The organism is Paenibacillus sp. Leaf72, from assembly GCF_001422685.1.
Lineage (GTDB): Bacteria > Bacillota > Bacilli > Paenibacillales > Paenibacillaceae > Pristimantibacillus.
Genome location: NZ_LMLV01000002.1, coordinates 41,463 through 61,383 on the forward strand (window position 1 = coordinate 41,463; position 19,921 = coordinate 61,383).

The 19,921-nt window shown below is 44.2% G+C and carries 10 protein-coding genes; 9 read left to right on the forward strand and 1 reads right to left on the reverse strand.

Annotated elements, in window-relative coordinates; genetic code table 11:
• Window positions 1–704: 704 nt before the first annotated feature.
• Window positions 705–1,367, reverse strand: coding sequence for a TetR/AcrR family transcriptional regulator (locus ASF12_RS09525; protein ID WP_056033181.1), 663 nt, complete (start codon window positions 1,365–1,367; stop codon window positions 705–707).
• Window positions 1,368–1,610: 243 nt separating this feature from the next.
• Here ASF12_RS09525 and ASF12_RS09530 point away from each other — a divergent pair, with 243 nt between their 5' ends.
• From ASF12_RS09530 to ASF12_RS35530, 9 genes are all read left to right on the forward strand, one after another.
• The gene (locus ASF12_RS09530; RefSeq protein ID WP_056033184.1) at window positions 1,611–2,600 is read left to right on the forward strand and encodes an aldo/keto reductase; all 990 of its coding nucleotides are present in this window, start codon (window positions 1,611–1,613) and stop codon (window positions 2,598–2,600) included.
• A gap of 1,119 nt (window positions 2,601–3,719) precedes the next feature.
• Complete coding sequence (locus ASF12_RS09535) at window positions 3,720–4,229, forward strand: MepB family protein (RefSeq protein ID WP_056033187.1); 510 nt, start codon at window positions 3,720–3,722, stop codon at window positions 4,227–4,229.
• Between the two features lie 340 nt (window positions 4,230–4,569).
• On the forward strand, window positions 4,570–5,538 hold the full coding sequence (locus ASF12_RS09540) for a LacI family DNA-binding transcriptional regulator (RefSeq protein ID WP_056033190.1): 969 nt from the start codon (window positions 4,570–4,572) through the stop codon (window positions 5,536–5,538).
• Window positions 5,539–5,799: 261 nt separating this feature from the next.
• Window positions 5,800–6,717 carry an ABC transporter permease gene (locus ASF12_RS09545; RefSeq protein WP_200931605.1) on the forward strand — a complete coding sequence of 306 codons (918 nt, stop codon included), beginning with the start codon at window positions 5,800–5,802 and terminating at the stop codon, window positions 6,715–6,717.
• Between the two features lie 13 nt (window positions 6,718–6,730).
• A complete protein-coding gene (locus tag ASF12_RS09550) occupies window positions 6,731–7,627 on the forward strand; it encodes a carbohydrate ABC transporter permease (RefSeq protein ID WP_056033197.1) in 897 nt (298 codons plus the stop codon).
• 107 nt (window positions 7,628–7,734) lie between these two features.
• Window positions 7,735–9,366 carry an ABC transporter substrate-binding protein gene (locus ASF12_RS09555; protein ID WP_056033200.1) on the forward strand — a complete coding sequence of 544 codons (1,632 nt, stop codon included), beginning with the start codon at window positions 7,735–7,737 and terminating at the stop codon, window positions 9,364–9,366.
• A 20-nt stretch (window positions 9,367–9,386) separates the two neighbouring features.
• Window positions 9,387–11,855, forward strand: a complete 2,469-nt coding sequence (locus ASF12_RS09560) for a PfkB family carbohydrate kinase (protein ID WP_056033203.1) — start codon at window positions 9,387–9,389, stop codon at window positions 11,853–11,855.
• Complete coding sequence (locus ASF12_RS09565) at window positions 11,852–14,137, forward strand: GH32 C-terminal domain-containing protein (protein ID WP_056033205.1); 2,286 nt, start codon at window positions 11,852–11,854, stop codon at window positions 14,135–14,137. The genes ASF12_RS09560 and ASF12_RS09565 overlap by 4 nt, the downstream gene beginning before the upstream one ends.
• 108 nt (window positions 14,138–14,245) lie before the next feature.
• On the forward strand, window positions 14,246–19,888 hold the full coding sequence (locus ASF12_RS35530; RefSeq protein WP_081418718.1) for an S-layer homology domain-containing protein: 5,643 nt from the start codon (window positions 14,246–14,248) through the stop codon (window positions 19,886–19,888).
• The last annotated feature ends 33 nt before the right edge of the window (window positions 19,889–19,921 follow it).

A 19,921-nucleotide genomic window follows, 5' to 3' on the forward strand; every position in this document is an offset into this window, starting at 1 on the left:
ATTAGACTGAAAAACCAACTGTATCACGCTGGAAGACTGGAGCGATCGGCGGTGAAAGATCGTGCCGAACAGGAACTTCTGAAAGAACAAACTGGAAGCATGATCCGCAGCTCGCCGCTGCCGGCACCAGCATACCGATCCAGGAAGAACAAGCAGGCGCACGGCTACAGCTTCGCCGTCCTCTTAGTCCACAACTTTGTTTTCTTTCGTCACCGACGAACTTCAGGTATCCACCCCTGATTTTCGCTCGGCATTTTTCTCACTCTTTTCCCCAGGAAGCAGGCTTTTCCCAGCATCCACAGCCTTGGAATTCCGTATCACGCCTGCGTTCTCAAGCTATTTTCTCAGGTGTTTCCTCGACTGCTTTACCTGATTGATCACTTCCTAAGCTCAGCTCAAACTTATTATGCTTTAGGGGTTAGGGAGAAGGGAGGAGAAAGGGCTGGGAAGCCTTGTGGGGAGGAGGGGCAGGATTGAATAGATGGGGACACTTATTTAAAACTTTTGTTTGTTCCTCTTCACTACCCCCGTTCCTTTAAAGCGGCAGCGCAAATACTATGCTTGGGGAGCGCTTGTTTTGGGTAATGAAAACAAGGGTTTTGTTTTGATCAAAGGTGTAATCAAAAGAGCCCTTAGCAGGGCTTCTTTGATCAATAGGGAGAGGGGAATACTTATAGTTGGTATAGTCCTAAGTGTGGATATTATTAAAAAAGATTTTTGGTTATTTTAGCAGCCATATATTCGATTTTCGGAGTCATTGCCTTGTCATCGACGGTATGCAGTTTATCGGGTATAAATAGTAATATTTTTTTTATCGTATAATAGTCGGAAATCGCATTATATACTGTAAGATTATTTTCCATTAGATACTTTGCATCCAAGATATCTCTTAAAATCTCATCCTGCTTAATGGTAATCTTCACGTTAATTTTGTTGAAAATCCCCTGTTTTATTCCCGCATTATAAAAATCTAATATTTGTTGCTCGCGTGTTTTTAGCGCCTCGCCGAGTTGATCAAATTTCTCTGGGTAATGGACCTCAAGATCCTTCAAGAATACATCTGTAATGTATTGCATTAATAAAACGGTTTGCTCGAAAATTTGTTGAAAACGATCCCCCATTTTCTCCCCACTTGTTTCATCAACGATTTCATGAATATATTGAACAAAACTATCTACTATAAATTCCACAATATCTTCTTTTGTAGAGTAGTACTTATATAATGTGGCTCGACTAATGCCCATTATTCTAGATATTTCGTCCATTGTAAGCAACTGAAACCCATTTTTCCTCACGTAAGGAAGTAATTTCGCCATGAGTTTGCTTCTTGTTTCATTGTGCTTATCGGTGACAATCTTGTTATTCATTTCATTCCCTCCTTTCAATATTATAACCGCTCCTCTACATGAAATACATAATACATTTTATAAACGGAATATACAAACTTTATTCTTTTTGTTTACTTTGTAATTTTAATTTGGTATGATTACTTCGACGATATGATACTAACTCTGAAGTGTAGACCACTTCAATTAGGTTGATGATCGCTAGGGAGTAAAGATAATTATTTACAAGGCTTTCATTAGCCTTAAACGAAGGGAGAATAAAATATGCAGTATCGTTCTTTAGGACAACAGGGGTTGCGTGTTTCTTCACTTGGTTTTGGTTGCATGGGCATTTCAGTAGCGTATGGTCCTTCTAATGAGAATGAGGGCATTGAGACGATACGACAAGCTTATGACCTCGGTATCAATTTCTTTGATACAGCAGAGTTATACGGTAATGGTCATAATGAGCAAGTGCTTGGCAGAGCCGTTAAAGATTTTCGTGATAAAGTTGTGCTCGCAACAAAATTTGGTTTTGATATGAAAGCAGAGCAGGTTGGTGCAGGTTTCAACAGCCATCCAGACAATATTCGTAAAGTGGCTGAGAATAGCTTGCGCTACTTACAAACAGATTATATTGATGTCTTTTATCAACACATTCCAGATCCAAATGTCCCAATTGAGGAAGTTGCTGGTGCAGTAGGTGACCTCATTCAACAAGGAAAAGTGAAATATTTTGGGTTAAGTAATGCTGGCACAGATACCATTCGCCGTGCACATGCTGTGACACCAGTATCGGTATTGCAGAGTGAGTATTCTATTTTTGAGAGGGAGCTTGAAGATAGAAACATAATTACAGTGTTAAGGGAATTAGGCATTGGTTTAGTCCCTTATGCACCGTTAGGCAGAGGATTTCTAACTAATGATGTTAAACCAGCTGAGGAGTATCCTGAAGATGATTTTCGTCGTATAGATGAGCGCTGGAAGGGAGAGAATTTTACCTATAATTTGAAGGCCGTTCAACAACTTAAAGAATTGGCATCAAACAAAGGGATCACAGTTGCACAATTGGCGCTCTCTTGGTTACTAGCACAGGATGAGAGTATTGTTCCGATTCCTGGAACGCGAAGTGTTGGTCGCCTTAAAGAGAACGTTGGGGCTGCGGATATTGAACTAACTGATAATGACCTTGCGCGTATTGCAGAAATCATTCCTAATGGATCGGCAGGTAGTCGATATCCTGCGGGGATGTTAGAGAATTTCACAAGAGAGTAACGACTCGCCAAGAGCAAGGTGAACATTCTATTTTACTTGCAAGTAAATAAAAGAATGAACAATACAAAGTCCTTATTGTATTGCAGGAGCATTAATACTTCAGACTAACAACGGCAATCTAGGACTGAACTGCACCACGTCAAGTAGGTAGTACAATTAGAAAAATAGACGGTCTTTTTCCTGTATTCCATAGGACTGAGGCTGTTTATTTTTTTGTTGCTGTTATGAAGTTATTTTTACACGTTCAGCTCCAACATAGTGGTGTTCAGCTTTACATGGCAAAGGGCTACCTCTGATCAATCTACTGGCAAGAACTTGGGCGGATGTAGCTCATGACGGATTCTCATGTCCGGAGGAGTGTGGTAACTGATTCATTACTGTCAGAAGAAAATAAAATGTTAGACTCGGCAAATAAAGTATTAGACTGACTATGCTTCATTAAGCTCCCTTGGTACGATGCAGTTTTCTCACTAATGCTCGATTATTCGCAGGATTTCACCAGAAGATAAATCGTAACCCGGATTGAATGGGACGAGAGCCGTCAAAATGGGCAACCGGCAAGCATGCGGGAACAGAAGGGGCGAGTTTTGCTCCTTTTTTGTTGATCTGCTGCACGCTGCTCCACACACCTCTGGAGGCTTTCACTCACATTTCTCGACGGGTCTATGCCCTTTTATTTAATGCAATCTGATTCATTACAATAAAGTGTTGTTCTCTTCCAAATAGGAAGTGACGAAACGGGAATTTAAAACTTAATAATTCATCAAGGGTAGCCCTAAGTCATTTATAGGGCTACCCTTATTTTTATCATTACGTGATTGTTAAAGTGACATTGTTTTGCTAGTGTCACCGTTAAATTGGCTTTATGAAATTCAAATAATTTAAAAGGTAGTGAAATTATATGAATGAGATAAAATTATGCGTCTAAAAAAGCGATTATAATTGAACTTTTTTCCTGATACATTATTTAGTGACAATACTCCGAATCGACTGGGTTAAGTTGTGGCTTTGGAATAAAGTTCGATAATTTATAATAAAGTTTGATACAATTACGTCGACAGGATGGATTATGACAATTCAGCAATCGGGCCATTTTGTGTGAATTTTAGGAGTGAAGAAATGAATAATTTTTTTACAGCATTAACTTATGTAAATAAAAAGATTTATGAGTCGAATCACTTAACTGTAAAGTCAGTTCAAGAAGAAAAGCAAAATTCTAAGTATGGTGCTGGTACATTTCAATTATCTTCTAAAACAGTGCGATTCAGAGTTTCGAATATAACCCCTACCAAAGTAGGGCAGTTTGTTGCATTTTGGGAAAAGGACGAAAATAATCAAAATCAACCTTACTTATATGAGGAAGCCCCTGATTTATTAGTTATAACTACCTTTAAAAATGAAAATGAGTTTGGGCAATTTATTTTTCCAAAAGAAATACTTTTAAAACAGAACATTCTTAGGTCTACTTCAACAAAGGGCAAAATGGCAATAAGAGTTTATCCTAGCTGGGATAGTCCGAGTAGTAAACAAGCGATGAAAACTCAAAAATGGCAGTTACCCTATTTTGTTGATATGTGTATTCCGAATCAATTTTCCTTAGAAAAAGTAATAGAACTGTATTCTCTTTAATCCTCCGCAATCGGGCGCGATTGTTGAAGATCATAGCCAGAAAATGATCAAACTTTATTCCAAAGCTACATAAGTAGCACCAAACCGTATTGATTTAGGTATCAGAAGGACTCCTGTCTGCATGATAAGAGAGTTAGGGAGAACTATGGTAAACATACCGCATGAAAATTTCATGCCGCCAGAAGCGCTCTTCACTTAGAGGCTTAGCGGTCAGACAATTCTTCAAGGACAACTACATTCCGCAGGAAGTGAACTCTGATGGAAACGTTCAAAAAAATATTGAAACGTTTCCAATTTGGTGATATTATAATTTTTATCGAGGGTTTAAGTGGGGGGTTAGATGTCGAGTATTAAAGATGTAGCCATCTTAGCTGGCGTAGCAGTAGGAACCGTGTCCCGTGTCATTAATAAATCAGGTGCTGTAAAACCCGCTACACGCAGAAAAGTTGAAGAAGCCATACAAGAGCTGAATTATGTCCCTAATGAAATTGCCCGAAATTTCAAAATGCGTAAATCCAAGATGGTAGCACTGATGTTACCAAGCATCTGGCACCCATTTTTTTCTGAACTGGCGTATTACATTGAGGATGAGTTGGACCTTGAGGGTTATAAGCTCATGCTCTGTAATAGCGGAGGCAAGCCTGAAAAAGAACTTTATTATTTGGAAATGCTTCAGCAAAACAAAGTGGCTGGTATCGTCGGCATTACTTACAACGATATAGAGAACAACGTGAGAAACGACATTCCGATTGTAAGTATCGACAGGCATTTTAACAAGAAAATTACCTGCGTAACTTCGGATAATTACGAAGGCGGGCGTTTGGCCTTAAGGGAGCTAGTAAAAGCGGGTGCTAGAAAACCGGCATTTATAGGAAGCGTCACTTCAGTTTACAGTGAAACCATGAATCGTAGAGAAGGCTTCATTCAAGAGGCGAAAACAATGGGTGTTGAGTACGTTGTATACGAGAAGCCAGACCCCGTTGAGGATGACGACGCTTATTTTGATGAGTTACTAAAAGAGCATCACGATGTGGACGGCGTTTTTGCCATTACCGATATATTTGCCGCCAAATATATTGAAAGAGCAGGCAGGCAGGGTATTCGGGTCCCAGAAGATGTAAAGGTCATTGGATACGATGGCATCCAGGATCATCCCTATTTCCATCCTTTGTTGTCAACAATCAGACAACCGGTGGAGGAAATGGCACGCATGACCATCAGACTGCTTTATGAGAAGATTGAAGGCAAGGATTTAGAACAGCAAGTGTATCGACTCCCGGTTACTTTTAGGCAAGGCGAAACTACGTGATTATGATTGGTAGGAAAAGCATCAGCTCATGGTCGATTTAACAGTGTGAATTGACCCTCTGGCGTTTTTCTTACCCATAATTGGAAACGTTTCAAATTATGATCAGGTTGGAAAGTATTCGTTTATTCGGTCGGTTTATGATGTCGATTTATCTATAAATCCCTTCGCACACACTGAATTGGAAACGTTTCAAAACGGAGAATACTTTACTGGAAAGGGTGTACAAGAGTGAATTCAAAAATTAGTAGCCTGGATCATTCCATGATCAAACCAAAACGAAAGAGATGGAGCCGAGTCAAACGCGACTATGAACTGTATCTGTTCTTACTGCCGATCATTATTCTTTATCTCGTATTCAAGTATTATCCGATGTACGGGGTGCAAATTGCTTTTAAGGACTTTTCACCAAGTCAGGGGATATGGGGTAGTGAATGGGTGGGATTTCAGCACTTTATAGATTTTTTCAATTCCTATAACTTCTGGACTATCATTACGAATACGCTTACACTCAGTTTTCTATCCCTGCTGTTTGGCTTCCCGGCTCCCATCATTATCGCAATCATGCTGAATCAGATGCTTGGGAAGACCTATAAGAAATTTGTTCAGACCGTAATTTACGCGCCGCACTTTATCTCTACCGTTGTACTTGTCGGTATGCTTAATGTTTTTTTATCTCCGAACAGCGGGATCGTGAATCACATCATCACCTGGTTTGGAGGGGACCCCGTGCTCTTTATGGCCGATGAGGGCTGGTTCCGTCCCTTGTATATCTTATCAGGGATATGGCAGGAGACCGGATTTGCCACGATTATTTATCTTGCTGCCCTTGCGGGAGTCAATCCCGAACTGCATGAAGCTGCAACTATGGATGGAGCGAGCAAAAGGAAGCGTGTATGGCACGTGGACATTCCGAGCATTCTGCCGACGATCGTCATTCTGCTGATTCTCGCACTCGGCAACATAATGAGCATTGGTTTTGAAAAAGCGTTTCTAATGCAGAGCGATCTGAACTACGCCACCTCCAATATTATTCCCACCTACGTGTATGAAATGGGGATTCAGAAGGCGCAATACAGCTTTTCCACGGCGATTGGCCTGTTCAACTCTCTAATCAATATCATCCTAATTTTCACCGTTAACCGGATCGCCAAAAAAGTAACTGAAACTAGCCTGTGGTAAGGAGGAGTTCATTTTGAATCAATTATTGAAGAGAAAGAGCACAGGGGATGCATGGTTTGACTTAGTCAACTACTTCTTGTTAACCATCATCATGCTGCTCGTATTATTTCCGTTGTACTTTGTGCTGATAGCATCATTCAGTGACCCCAATTATATATACTCAGGTGAAGTTTGGTTGTTTCCGAAAGGCTTTACGTTAGATGGATACGAACGAATTTTCAATGATTCATCTATATGGATTGGGTATGCCAACTCAATTTTATACGCGACACTTGGAACATTTATTGGAGTCGCCGTGACTGTTTGTGCAGCCTACCCTTTAGCACGCAAAAATCTGGCAGGTAAGTCTGTGATTATGTGGTTTTTGTTGGTTACCATGTTTTTTAGCGGAGGACTGATTCCAACCTATTTGCTGATTAAGGATCTTCACATGCTAAATACAATATGGGCACTCGTGATTCCCGGAGCGGGCGGTGTATTCAATGTTATTATCGTGAGAACTTTTTTTCAGTCGTCCATACCGGATGAAATGTGGGAAGCCGCATCTATTGACGGATGTTCCAACACCAGATTTTTTTGGAGCATCGTTCTGCCTTTGTCCAAATCGATCCTAGCCGTAATGGTGCTGTATCATGTCGTTGGTTTCTGGAATGGTTTTTTTGACTCCTTGATCTACCTTAGCGATGAAAGCAAATACCCGCTGCAATTGGTGCTTCGCAACATTCTTGTTCAGAATCAGGTTAACTCCGGCATGATGATAGATGTTGAATCTTACGCGGCGAAGATGCGCGTCACAGAACTAATCAAATACGGTGTTATTATTGTATCCAGTCTGCCACTGTTGATTTTGTATCCATTCCTGCAAAAGTACTTTGTTAAAGGCGTGATGATCGGATCAATCAAGGGGTGATGTGGACGTAATGCTTGAAAGGGGGGATGTACAAGCAGTATTCAGATGAAGCATGTAAGAAAGTGATTTTCAGCATGTTGGATGACAACTAAGGGAGGTTATGTACAATGAAATCTTTATTTAAAAATGTGGGGATTCTTGTGTTGGCCGGAGCGTTTGTGGTTAGTGGATGTTCGGGAAACAGTAACGGATCAAAGAATCAGGCAGAAAATACAAATCTAGAAGCCAATTTCAATAAAACCGGTCTTCCGATTGTTCAAGAAGCAGTATCGTTGAGAATGGTGTCCCCGAAAGCTGCCTTGGCTCCGAAATACTCGGAGATGGAAATTTTCAAGAGGCTGGAAGAGCAAACAAACGTAAAGATAGAATGGGAAAACATCCCTGATACTGATTTTGCTGAAAAGAAAAATTTGTTATTGGCAAGCGGAGATCTGCCGGATGCATTTTACGGAGCTGGATTCACCGATTACGAGCTGATCAATTACGGTAAAGACGGAACCATTATTCCACTGGAGGATTTGATTGATCAATATGCGCCAAATTTGAAAGCGCTTCTTGATGGCCGACCCGACATCAAATCATCGATTACAGCACCGGATGGACATATTTATGGGCTGCCATCATTCGAAGAGAATAATCTCGGAACCAACCCCTTTTTCCATGTCATCAATAAAAAATGGCTAGATAAGCTGGGTCTAGAAGTGCCACAAACACTGGATGAATATACGGAAGCTCTGCTTGCCTTTAAAACAAAGGATCCAAATGGTAATGGTAAGCAAGATGAAATCCCGTTGAGTTTCATGCATATGCAGTGGTGCATGGATATTGCCGGAATTTTTGGAGCATTTGGTCTTCCTGATAATATGGAGCATCGAGTAGTCAGAGATGGAAAAGTTATTTTTACTGCTACTCAGCCTGAATATAAGGAAGCCCTGAATTACTTCCATGAAAAATGGTATAAGCAGGGTCTGATTGACCCCGAATCTTTCACGCAAGATGCGGCACAGTATCTGGCAAAAGGAAAAACGACAGATGAGACACTTGGATCTTATATCTGGTGGGAAATTGAAGAGGTTGTAGGAACTGAACGTGGTAAGGATTATGTTCTACTATCTCCACTTAAAGGACCAAATGGGGATCAAACAATCGGACGCGGCAATGGCGGTGGTCCAGGGCGTGGGGCCTTTGTGATTACAAAAGAGAACAGTAATCCGGAAATCACGATGCGTTGGATCGATGAACAGTATGAACCGTACATGGCTGCTCAGATTCATTGGGGTCCACTAGATATTGTATACAAGAAAGACGAAAATGGTAAATTGGTGAACCTGCCGCTTCCTGAGGGAGCTTCTGCAGGTGAATTCCGTCAAAAAGTTGCTCCAGGCGCAGGCGGACCTGGCGTCATTACCATACAGGACTTGGGGAAAGTTGTTGATCTGGAACCACGAGCTCAACAGCGTGTTGAAGATTTAAAGCAATATTACGATCCATACATGGAAAAGGAAAACTATCCGAGTATTTTCTTTGAACCAGACGAACTGGACAAAATCAACAAGATCGAGCCTGAATTGATTAAGTATGTAAATACCCAAAGGGGAAAATTCATTGTTAATGGCGGCGCGGATGAGGAGTGGGAAAGCTATGTGAAAACACTGGAAAAGATGGGCCTAAACGAATTAATGGAGATTTATCAAAACGGACTGGATCGCTATAACGCAAATCTAAAAATAAATAAATAGATGACAGGTGGGGAGAAACTGTGCTTGATGTTATTACTATTGGAGAAGCATTGATTGACTTTACTCCAGCAGGCCATACAACTGGGGGGAACGAGCAGTTTGAATGCAATCCAGGAGGTGCTCCGGCTAACGTAGCCGTTGTGCTATCCCGATTAGGAGCCAGAACTGCATTGATTAGCAAGGTTGGGGAGGACCAATTCGGTTCCCTGCTGCACAACACACTGCTAAGTAGTGGTGTTGATGTGTCTGAAGTTTCATTCACAAATGAAGCGAGTACAACGCTTGCCTTTGTCCATCTGGATGATAAGGGAGACAGATCGTTCAGCTTCTTCCGAAAGCCGGGAGCAGATACCTTCTTACACTCGAAGGATGTCCCGCTCGATCGGATTGAAACCTGCCAAGCCCTGCATTTTGGCTCATTGTCCATGACCCATGAACCGGCCCGTACCGCAACCAGGACGGCAGTTCTCAGAGCCAAGGAAGCAGGAGTGTTGCTCTCGTTCGATCCGAATATCCGGTTTGCTTTATGGGAGAGCAAGGAGGAAGCAAAACATAATATCCTTTGGGGTATGAAGTACGCCGATATCTTGAAAATATCGGAAGAAGAGCTCTTTTTTATAACTGGGACTAGCGATATGGAACAGGGCTCGCTAGAGTTGCAACAACAATTCGGTATCGTGTTGGTCGTCGTCACTTTAGCGGAACAAGGCTGTTATTACCGGTTGGCTGGTCAGGATGGATATGTGTCTGGATTTCAGGTGAATGCCATCGACACAACAGGAGCTGGCGATGCTTTTCTGGGCTGCTTGTTATATAAGATCCTGGAAGGCGGAAGTTCATTGGAAGATCTAACCAAACAGCAAATTATTAGCATGCTGACTTTTGCTAATGCCGGCGGCGCGTTAGTAACAACACGAAAGGGGGCTCTTGGGTCCATGCCGACGACAGATGAGATTAATCAGATGATAGAGTCCAGCAAACCGTACAATGAAGAGCGTTTCAGACCGGGGTATCATTTTTCACCACCCTCCAATTGGGCGAATGATCCAAACGGATTAGTCTATTATGAGGGAAGCTATCATTTATTCTATCAATATCATCCTTACAGTAATAAATGGGGGCCGATGCATTGGGGCCATGCTATAAGTGAAGACCTGGTTCACTGGGAGCACGCACCTGTTGCTCTATTCCCGGATGAGCATGGAGCGATATTTTCTGGCTGCTGTGTAGTGGATTGGAATAATAGCAGCGGCTTATTTAAAGATTCCCATGGACTCGTTGCAATCTTTACGCATGCGGATATCCATCCGGAGACGAGACAGCCACGCCAGCGTCAGAGCCTGGCTTACAGCAGTGATAAAGGCCAAACCTGGCACAAGTATGACGGGAATCCAGTGCTTGTCGAGGATAATTTGATAGACTTCCGTGACCCGAAGGTGTTCTGGCATGCGCAAAGTGAGCGGTGGATTATGACTATTGTTGCGGGAGACCACGCCCGGTTCTATGCATCCGATAATTTGCGTGAATGGTCACTGACGGGTGAATTCGGCAGAGAAGAAGGCTCACATGATGGTGTTTGGGAATGCCCGGATCTGTTTGAGTTGCCGGTGGATGACACCGGACATTCCAAATGGGTACTGATCATAAGCATCGGAGACAATCCCAATTGTCCGGAAGGTTCGCGTACACAATATTTTGTTGGAGAGTTCGACGGAAATACCTTCATTAATGATAATCCGGCTGATCATATCATGTGGCTGGATTATGGCAGAGACAACTATGCAGGAGTTACCTGGTCAGATATCCCTGAGCAGGACGGACGCCGTGTGATCATTGGTTGGATGAGCAACTGGAAGTATGCCAATGAGACGCCTACCGGTTCCTGGAGAGGAGCAATGACCCTGCCGCGCACCTTGTCACTCACCAGCAAGGATGGCAGTATAGTGCTGACCCAAATGCCTGTCAGGGAAATCGGGCAGCTACGCAAAGAATCCATGAGCTGGAATGATATCACAGTTACGCCAGTGACCTCTTTTATGCAGAAGTCGAATAATGATCTGCTAGAGATTGAAGCGGAGATGGATTTCCGGTTAGGGGACGAAGTGCGTTTCCATCTGAAATCCTCTGGACAGAGCGAGATTGTTATCGGGTACGACTCTGCTATGGAGTGGCTGTTCACCGACCGCTCGAAATCAGGTGAGACCAATTTCCACCCGGCGTTTGCATGCCAGCACGGAGCCAGCCTGGCTGCGGTAAATGGACAGCTGAAGTTGCATATCTGGTTGGACCGCAATGCGGTAGAAGTGTACGCGGATAATGGTTTGGTTGTGCTGACCGATCAGATTTTCCCTGATGCACCGATAGAGAATATTGAGGTAAGCGCAAAATCAGGACAGGTTGTCCTCAAATCGCTTCAAATCCATTCGCTTAAATCTATTCATGCTTCAGATGAAAGCACAGAGGTGATATTAGGGAGGAATGATGTATGAGCAATACAACGGATAACCGGGGATTAATTATGCATTGGGCGTTTGATGAAGGAACCGGGGCAAGCACTTTGGAGAGCGTATCGAAATCCATAAATAATATCCAGTACGTATTTAACCAAGCGGAGTTTACCGAACCATCTACTCCGCCGTGGAGACACGGGGTTAAAGGAAGCGGGCTCCTGTTCGATGGCTACTCATCATACATTGCCCATTGCGTTCATAGGGAAGAGCGTAATGGCGAACCGGAATACCTCTCGGCTCTCAGTATCGGAGTATGGGTTGCCCCGCGAACCCATGAATGGGGTCATGAAGGCAAGCTGGCTGCCATCGTGAACCGCCACAATAGGGATAACAAACAGGGGTATCTACTTGGCATGTTCCGCCACGGGTCATGGTCCTTTCAAGTAGGGCTGGAAGGAGGAGAGTGGAAGGAAATCTGGTCGCCGGATGGCTACGAATTGCCAAAGAATGATTGGTCCTACGTGAGCGCTGTGTTCAATGGGCACGAGGGTGAAATCAAGCTGTATTTGAATGGCAGAGAAATCGCTTCGGAAGCTTTACCTCGCGATTCGCGTATAACTGAGGCAGTAGGCACAGATTTATTCATCGCTAAAAATAATCATAGTAGCAAGCTGGCAAAAGTATTCAGCCTTCATATGTTTAGCGGCATCATTGATGAACTTAAAATCTACAGCCGGGTACTGAGTGCGGAAGAGGTGGCCACTTCTTATCAAGAAGTGCTGGATTTAGAACATGGAGGCGTCCATCCACAATTACAATATGATGATATCAAGCTGGATCGTACCCTTTTGCTAACAGATCGGCACAGACCACAGTATCATGTTAGCCCGCCGGCTCATTGGATGAACGAACCTCACGCACCGATCTACTTTGAGGGGCAATACCACTTGTTCTATCAACATAATCCTCAAGGGCCCTACTTTCATCATATTCATTGGGGACATTGGGTGAGTGAGGATATGGTGCATTGGCGTGATCTACCTATTGCTCTAGCGCCTGAGAAGGATCAGCTTGCACCGGATGGAATATGGTCTGGGAGCGCGACTTATGATGCTGATAGCCTTCCTGTCTTGTTTTTTACAGCAGGTAATGATAGTGCCTCACCAAATCAAAGCGTCGCGCTTGCTAGAAGCACCTACTCCGAAGACAAAGATATTGATTTGGTCCGATGGGTCAAACATCCCGAGCCGCTTATTGTACAAAAAAATGGAATGGGGGTATTCGGAGATTTCCGTGACCCGTTTGTATGGAAGGATGAGGACGGCTGGTATGCCCTGGTTGGTTCGGGTTCCGGAATTGAAGGGGAGGGCGGAGCAGCGCTGGCATTTGTATCAGAAGATATGTTGAATTGGACATACAAAGGATCTTTCTATCAAGCAGATATTCGTAAATTCCCTTATCTTGGTCCTATATGGGAATTGCCTGTCCTTCTCCCTCTTGGAACTGACAAGCAGGGAGATTACAAGCATCTTCTGCTGGTCAGCCCTGTTGGAGCAGGGGCAGATGTAGAGGTCTTCTACTGGATCGGACAGCTGGACAAAGACAATCTATCGTTCAAACCCGATCAAGAGGAACCTCAATTAATTGATGTCGGCGATTTCCATTTTACAGGTCCAAGTGGAATGGTTGATCCTGTGACGGGCAGAAAAATTATTTTTACTATTGCTCAAGGTGACCGTACATCTGAATTGGAGTATCAATCGGGCTGGGCCCATAACGGCGGCCTGCCGATAAGTGTGTATTTGAGAGAGGATGGGCGCTTGGGTATCGAGCCGATTGAGGAGCTTCAATCGCTGCGCGACAAGAAGAGGCTATCGCTCAGGGACAAGTCATTAAGTGAAGCAAATAGCCTTCTCAAGGATGTTCAAGGAGACATGCTTGAGATTCAACTAGAGCTGGAGCCTGGTAGTGCCAAACAACTTGGAATCAAAATCCGGCGATCGCCGGATGGAGAGGAAGAAACGCTGCTGTATTATGACATAAATGAATCCATGCTCTTCGCTGACCGGACCAAAACGACACTGCATTCCGGTGAGAACTGTAAAGGAGTACAAGGAGGTAAGCTGGAGCTGTCAGGGGAGAATCTTAAGCTGCATATTTATCTGGACCGCTCTATGGTTGAAACTTACGCCAACGGCTTGAAAAGTCTGACGACCCGGGTATATCCGAGCCGTAAGGATGCCTTGGGTCTTGAACTCTGGGGAGATGGCGAACCGCTGGTAAAATCGATGGAAATATGGAATATGCATTCTATATGGTAATGTGAGCGCCTTGGCGCTCCTTACCCTATAAATGCGGGCAATACTCAAGCAAAAAAACCTTGTTGGAAGCGTTTTATTTTACAAATTAATAACATAGGAGGCTTATTCGTGATAGACAAACAAAGAAGCAAATCATGGATCTCCAATTTGATTATAGGGGTTTTGTTTCTTCAGCTAGTGACTCCGGGGATTACGGCCTCAGCCGCAGCAGAAACAGATACTTCTGCTCCAATGGTGGATATGGGATCGTCTGTTACAGATGCGGTCAATCAGAGTCCAAGTAGTAGTTTGAGAACATCTGTCACGGATACGGTCTATCAAATTCAGAACCCAGGGTTTGAAACTGGGGACATGTCAGGCTGGACAGTTATTAGAGGTCAAGCCTTCGGTCAGAACAGCGTATCGGAAGAGGGTACTTGGTGGTCGGAACAAATTCCTTATAACCAAGAGGGGAATTATCATTTAAACGGCTGGAAATATAATGAGGCTGAGACAGGTGTGCTCCGTTCTAGCACTTTCGAGCTGGGAGGCAGCGGTTGGATCAGCTTTAAGCTTGGCGGTGCAAAAAATCCTGACAAGGCATATGTAAATATCGTGGAAGCAGATACGGGCCAAGTGATTGCCAGGTATGGCAATAGCGTATTCGCTGACGTAGGCTTTCCGAATCCCGCTCAGGGTATGCGGCTTGCCAATATGGAGCAGTATAAGGCAAATCTATCCGATTATTTAGGCAAGAAGCTGTACGTAGAGATTGTAGATAATGCAACCTCAGACTGGGGATTGATTTTTGCAGATGCATTCTTTATGTATCATGAATCCGAGCCTGCCGAGGGCATCATTGCCAAGGATATCAAGCCAGATTTCACGCGCTACCGGATAGACAATCCAAGCTTTGAAACTGGGGATTTGACCGGATGGACCGTTGTAGAAGGCGAAGCATTCGGGCCAAACAGCGTTTCCGATGAAACTACCTGGTGGGATGAACAAATCCCGTACAACCAGGAAGGCGCTTATCATTTAAATGGCTGGAAGTATCCCGAAGCTGCAACTGGCGTGCTTCGTTCCAGTACCTTTGAATTGGGGGGAACTGGATGGATTACTTTCAGACTAGGCGGCGGCAAGCATATGGATCAAGTATATGTGAGCGTCATCGAAGCGGACACTGGCGAATTGATTGCCAGGTACGGAAATACAGAGTTTAACGAGTCGGGTTTCCCAGAACCGGCACAGGGCTTGAGACTTGCGAATATGGAGCAATATAAAGCCGATCTCTCCAAGCATATCGGAAAAAAACTGTATCTTGAAGTCGTTGATCATGCAGCTTCGGATTGGGGAGTGATCTTTGCGGATGCCTTCAACACCTTCAATGAACTCGTACCAGAAGATGGAATCATGGTGGATAACATTATCCCGACCGAAATCGCAAACCGCAGTTTTGAAAACGGAAACTTCGAGGGCTGGACGATTGATGGTGATGCTTTTCAAGTGACTGATGAAGCCGGGGCTGGCAAAGAAGGCAGCTTTTTTGCCAAGTCCATCTTGGAAGAAGTCGGCTCTATAATCTCCAGTACCTTCATGCTTCAGGGAACCGGAACGATTACCTTCACCGTTTTAGGCATCGACAATCCAGAAGATGCTTACGTCGCGCTATATGATGCCAGCACTAATGCGCTACTTGAGAAGACCGGGGATGTCAGTGCGAATGAGAAGATTTCCTGGAAAATGCAGAAACACTACAATAAGAAGTTTTATATCAAGGTTGTCGATCAATCCAGTCAAGCCCGTATTTCCGTGGATGCTTTTCAAGCCAATAATACGGGCACTATTTTTTACATGAATCTTGATGAAGGCGCAGGGAAAAAGGCGCTTGAGGAAGTAAGCGGTCTAGAGCATGATGTGAACTATGTATTTAACAACGCCAGATATATGGACTCCAAAGATCCAAGATGGACTCCGCGCGGAGTAAAAGGCGGCGCATTGCTGTTTGACGGCTACTCGAATGATATTGAGGTCAATGCTAAGGATACCATTCCAGTAGGCGATGCGTTAACGATTGAAGCCTGGGTTGCTCCACGCAGCTATGAATGGGGAGACGGCAACAAGCTGTCTGCAATTGTAAATCAGTCCGATCAAGATAAGGTTGAAGGTTTTGCCCTTGGGATGTACCGGCACGGCAGTTGGTCGATGCAGGTCGGTATTGGTGGACAGTGGATTCAGGTATGGGTTAATGATCATCCACTTGAGAAATACATGTGGAATTACGTGGCGGCTACGTTCGATAAAAGGGAGGGAGTCATTAAATTATATTTAAACGGTCAGGAAGTAGCATCCCAAGCAACTCCTGTCAACGTTCCGATAACACCTTCTGCGGAAAGCCTGATTATCGGGAAAAATAATAAACCCGTAGAGCTGGCAGGCCTGTTCTCGTACAATATGTTCAGTGGACTCATCGATGAAGTGAAACTGCAGAATAAAGCACTCACAGATCAAGAGATCCTTGCTGAATATGAGAGTGTAAAGACGCTTCACGGCGGCACGGTTCCGGAAATTCCCAATGGGGATATTGATGAGGACCCCAGTGTGTTCGACGGTGATCAGCACCGTCCGCAGTACCATGCGATGCCTCCACAAAACTGGATGAATGAAGCGCATGCACCGATTTATTATAACGGCAAATATCATTTGTTTTATCAGCATAACCCGCAAGGTCCATACTGGCATCAAATCCACTGGGGACATTGGGTGAGCGACGATATGGTGCATTGGGAAAATGTGAGACCTGCTCTTGCGCCTGAAGCGGGTACCCTTGACCCGGATGGTGCATGGTCAGGCAGTGCAGCATATGACCGCGACGGCAATCCTGTTCTGTTTTACACCGCTGGTAATGACTCGCTGTCTCCGAACCAAAGAACAGGGATAGCAACTCCGGCTGATTTATCGGACACTAATTTAGAAAAATGGGATAAATATCCTGAACCGGTTACAGAACAAAATGGAAACGGTATTCACAATGAATTCAGGGACCCGTTTGTATGGTATGACCAAGAGACGGATAAGTGGTATCAGTTAGTAACATCCGGTCTTCAAGACTTCAGCAGCGGCACAGCTTTGGTGTATGTATCCGACGATATGTACAACTGGGAGTATAAGGGGCCTTTATACGTCAGTGACAGAAGCCTATATCCGGAGCTTGGGACGGTGTGGGAACTGCCGGTACTACTACCGTTAGGAAAGGATAGCACGGGCAAGCAAAAGCATATCTTCATAGTCAATCCTCATGAAAAGCCGGAGCATGTTCCTCCGGCAAACGATGTGCAAAGAGATGTTGAAGTGTTTTACTGGATTGGCACCTGGGACCGGGATAACTTTAAATTTATACCCGATCAGGAGGCGCCTTCCAAAATGGATGTGGGTGACGGTTATTTAACCGCAGAGAGCGGTATGGTTACCCCAGACGGAAGAACGGTTATTTATTCCATGGTGCAGAATGTAAGAACACCGCAGGCTGAATATCAAGCTGGATGGGCCCATAATTTGGCACTGCCGGTTTCACTAAGCTTGGATGAGCAAGATAAATTGCGAATAGAGCCGATTCAAGAATTACAGGGGCTACGAGATGCTAAATTGGTTGATTTTGCAGATAAAAATTTGCAGGCTGCCAATCAATTGATCCAAAATGTCAAAGGGGACATGCTGGAGATCGTGATGGAAATTGATCCGGGCGAAGCTCAAAAATTCGGTCTTAAGGTACGGCGATCCGATAATGGCCAAGAAGAAACAATGATTTACTATGACAAGATGAACGGGACCTTCAATGTAGACCGGACCAAGAGCAGCATTGATCCAGATGTTCGTGTGGATGGCATCCAAGGCGGATATGTGGATCTGAACGGAGAGAACCTGAAGTTGCATATCTTCTTGGATCGCTCCGTTATCGAAGCTTTTGCCAATTACAAGAAAAAATTGACCACACGCGTCTATGTAGGAAGATACGATTCCTTGGGCTTACAGGTATGGGCCGACAAAGATATTACGGTCAAGTCGATGGAAGTATGGAATATGAATGCTTTGACGGGTGAACAAGCAGTTCCGGTCGATGTACCTGATAACTGGGACAATTCCGTGTACACCGATACTACGGAGCTACCTAACCATGATTTTGCTACAGGGGACTTAACAGGCTGGATTTCAGAAGGAGACGCTTTCCAGGATGTCCATGTGACCGATGCTCAGTTTTTCTGGGACACGATCTACTTCAATCCGTCGCATAAAATTCCGGGCGGCTATCATTTGTGGGGCTTCAACGAGGAAGCTGGGGGTGACAGCTTAACGGGAACGCTGAAATCGCAGAATTTCTTCCTTGGCGGGAACGGCAAGATCAACTTCCTGGTCAGCGGCGGGAATGATATTGATAAGCTGTATGTTGCGTTGGTTCGAGTCTCGGACGGCAAAGAACTGTTTAAAGAGACTGCTACAAATTATGAGGAGTACCAACGTAAGACTTGGGATGCGTCGCAATATATCGGCCAGGAGCTTTACATCAAGGTAGTTGACCAATCCACAGGCGGTTTCGGACATATTAATGTCGATGATTTCAATGTACCGGTTAAGGTGGAGAATCCGGTTAATCCAACCCCTCCTCCAAGTCAGCCTGTAATTTCGGTAAACAAACCGGAGAATCAGAGCAACTTGTCATTTGAGATAGCAAAGGGGGAGCGGCAGGTGCTGTTTCCAACCACCATACCGGCAAATGACGGGAAAAATGCTTTAAAGGTTACAAACACAAATGTGGAAATCGAAATCCCCGCAGCCGTATTAAAGGAATTACAGGCGTTGGTCACGGACAGCGAGCTTGCACATGCAAAAATCTCTTTTGAAATGGAACCTTTGTCTTCCGAGCAGAGCAAGGAACTACTTGCTCGGGCAGGACAGAAAAACCACGCAGACATCTCTGCAACCGGGGAGATTTATGAATTTAAATTATCTATCGTGAAGGCCGACGGTACCGCGCTTACGCTTAATAAATTCTCTACATTCGTCACAATCAGGATGAGTGCGAAGGCGAATTCGCTCCAGCACCTGACAGGCATTTATTCCATCGCCGATGAAGGGAACCTGGAGTATAGGGGCGGAAGCTATTCAAGGGATAAATGGACTTCAAAAGTGAATCATTTCAGTAAATTTGGCGTCCTTATCTATGACAAGTCATTTGAAGATGTTGATGCATCGTATTGGGCCCATGAGGTGATTCAAAAGATGGCTGCCAAACAATTTGTCTTTGGTGTAAGCGATACGGCATTTGCACCAAAACAAAACGTGACACGGGCTGAGTTTGCTTCCTTGATCGCTCGTGCACTCGGAATAACACCGGCTCACTCAGTGATATTCAAGGATGTGGAACCAACGAAATGGTACGCTGCTTCAATAGCTGCAACATATGAAGCGGGAATTGTCACCGGAAGAAGCATAAACACCTTTGCACCGGAGCAAAGCATAAGCCGTGAAGAAATGGCGGATATGCTTTACAAAGCATATCTATTCCATACAAAACAGAGCAACGCCGTTAATCGCTTAAGTAATTTTAAGGATGCCGGTACAATCAGCAATTGGGCTGCAAATTCTGTTGCTGCCCTACAGGAGCTTGGATTAATCAGCGGCCGCGGGAACCAATTATTTATGCCGCATGAAAAAGTAAGCCGTGCAGAAAGTGCACAAGTCACATCACTGTTGCTTGAAAAAGTCAATCAATAACTGCTAAAGGAAATCAGTGGGGCATTAATAACC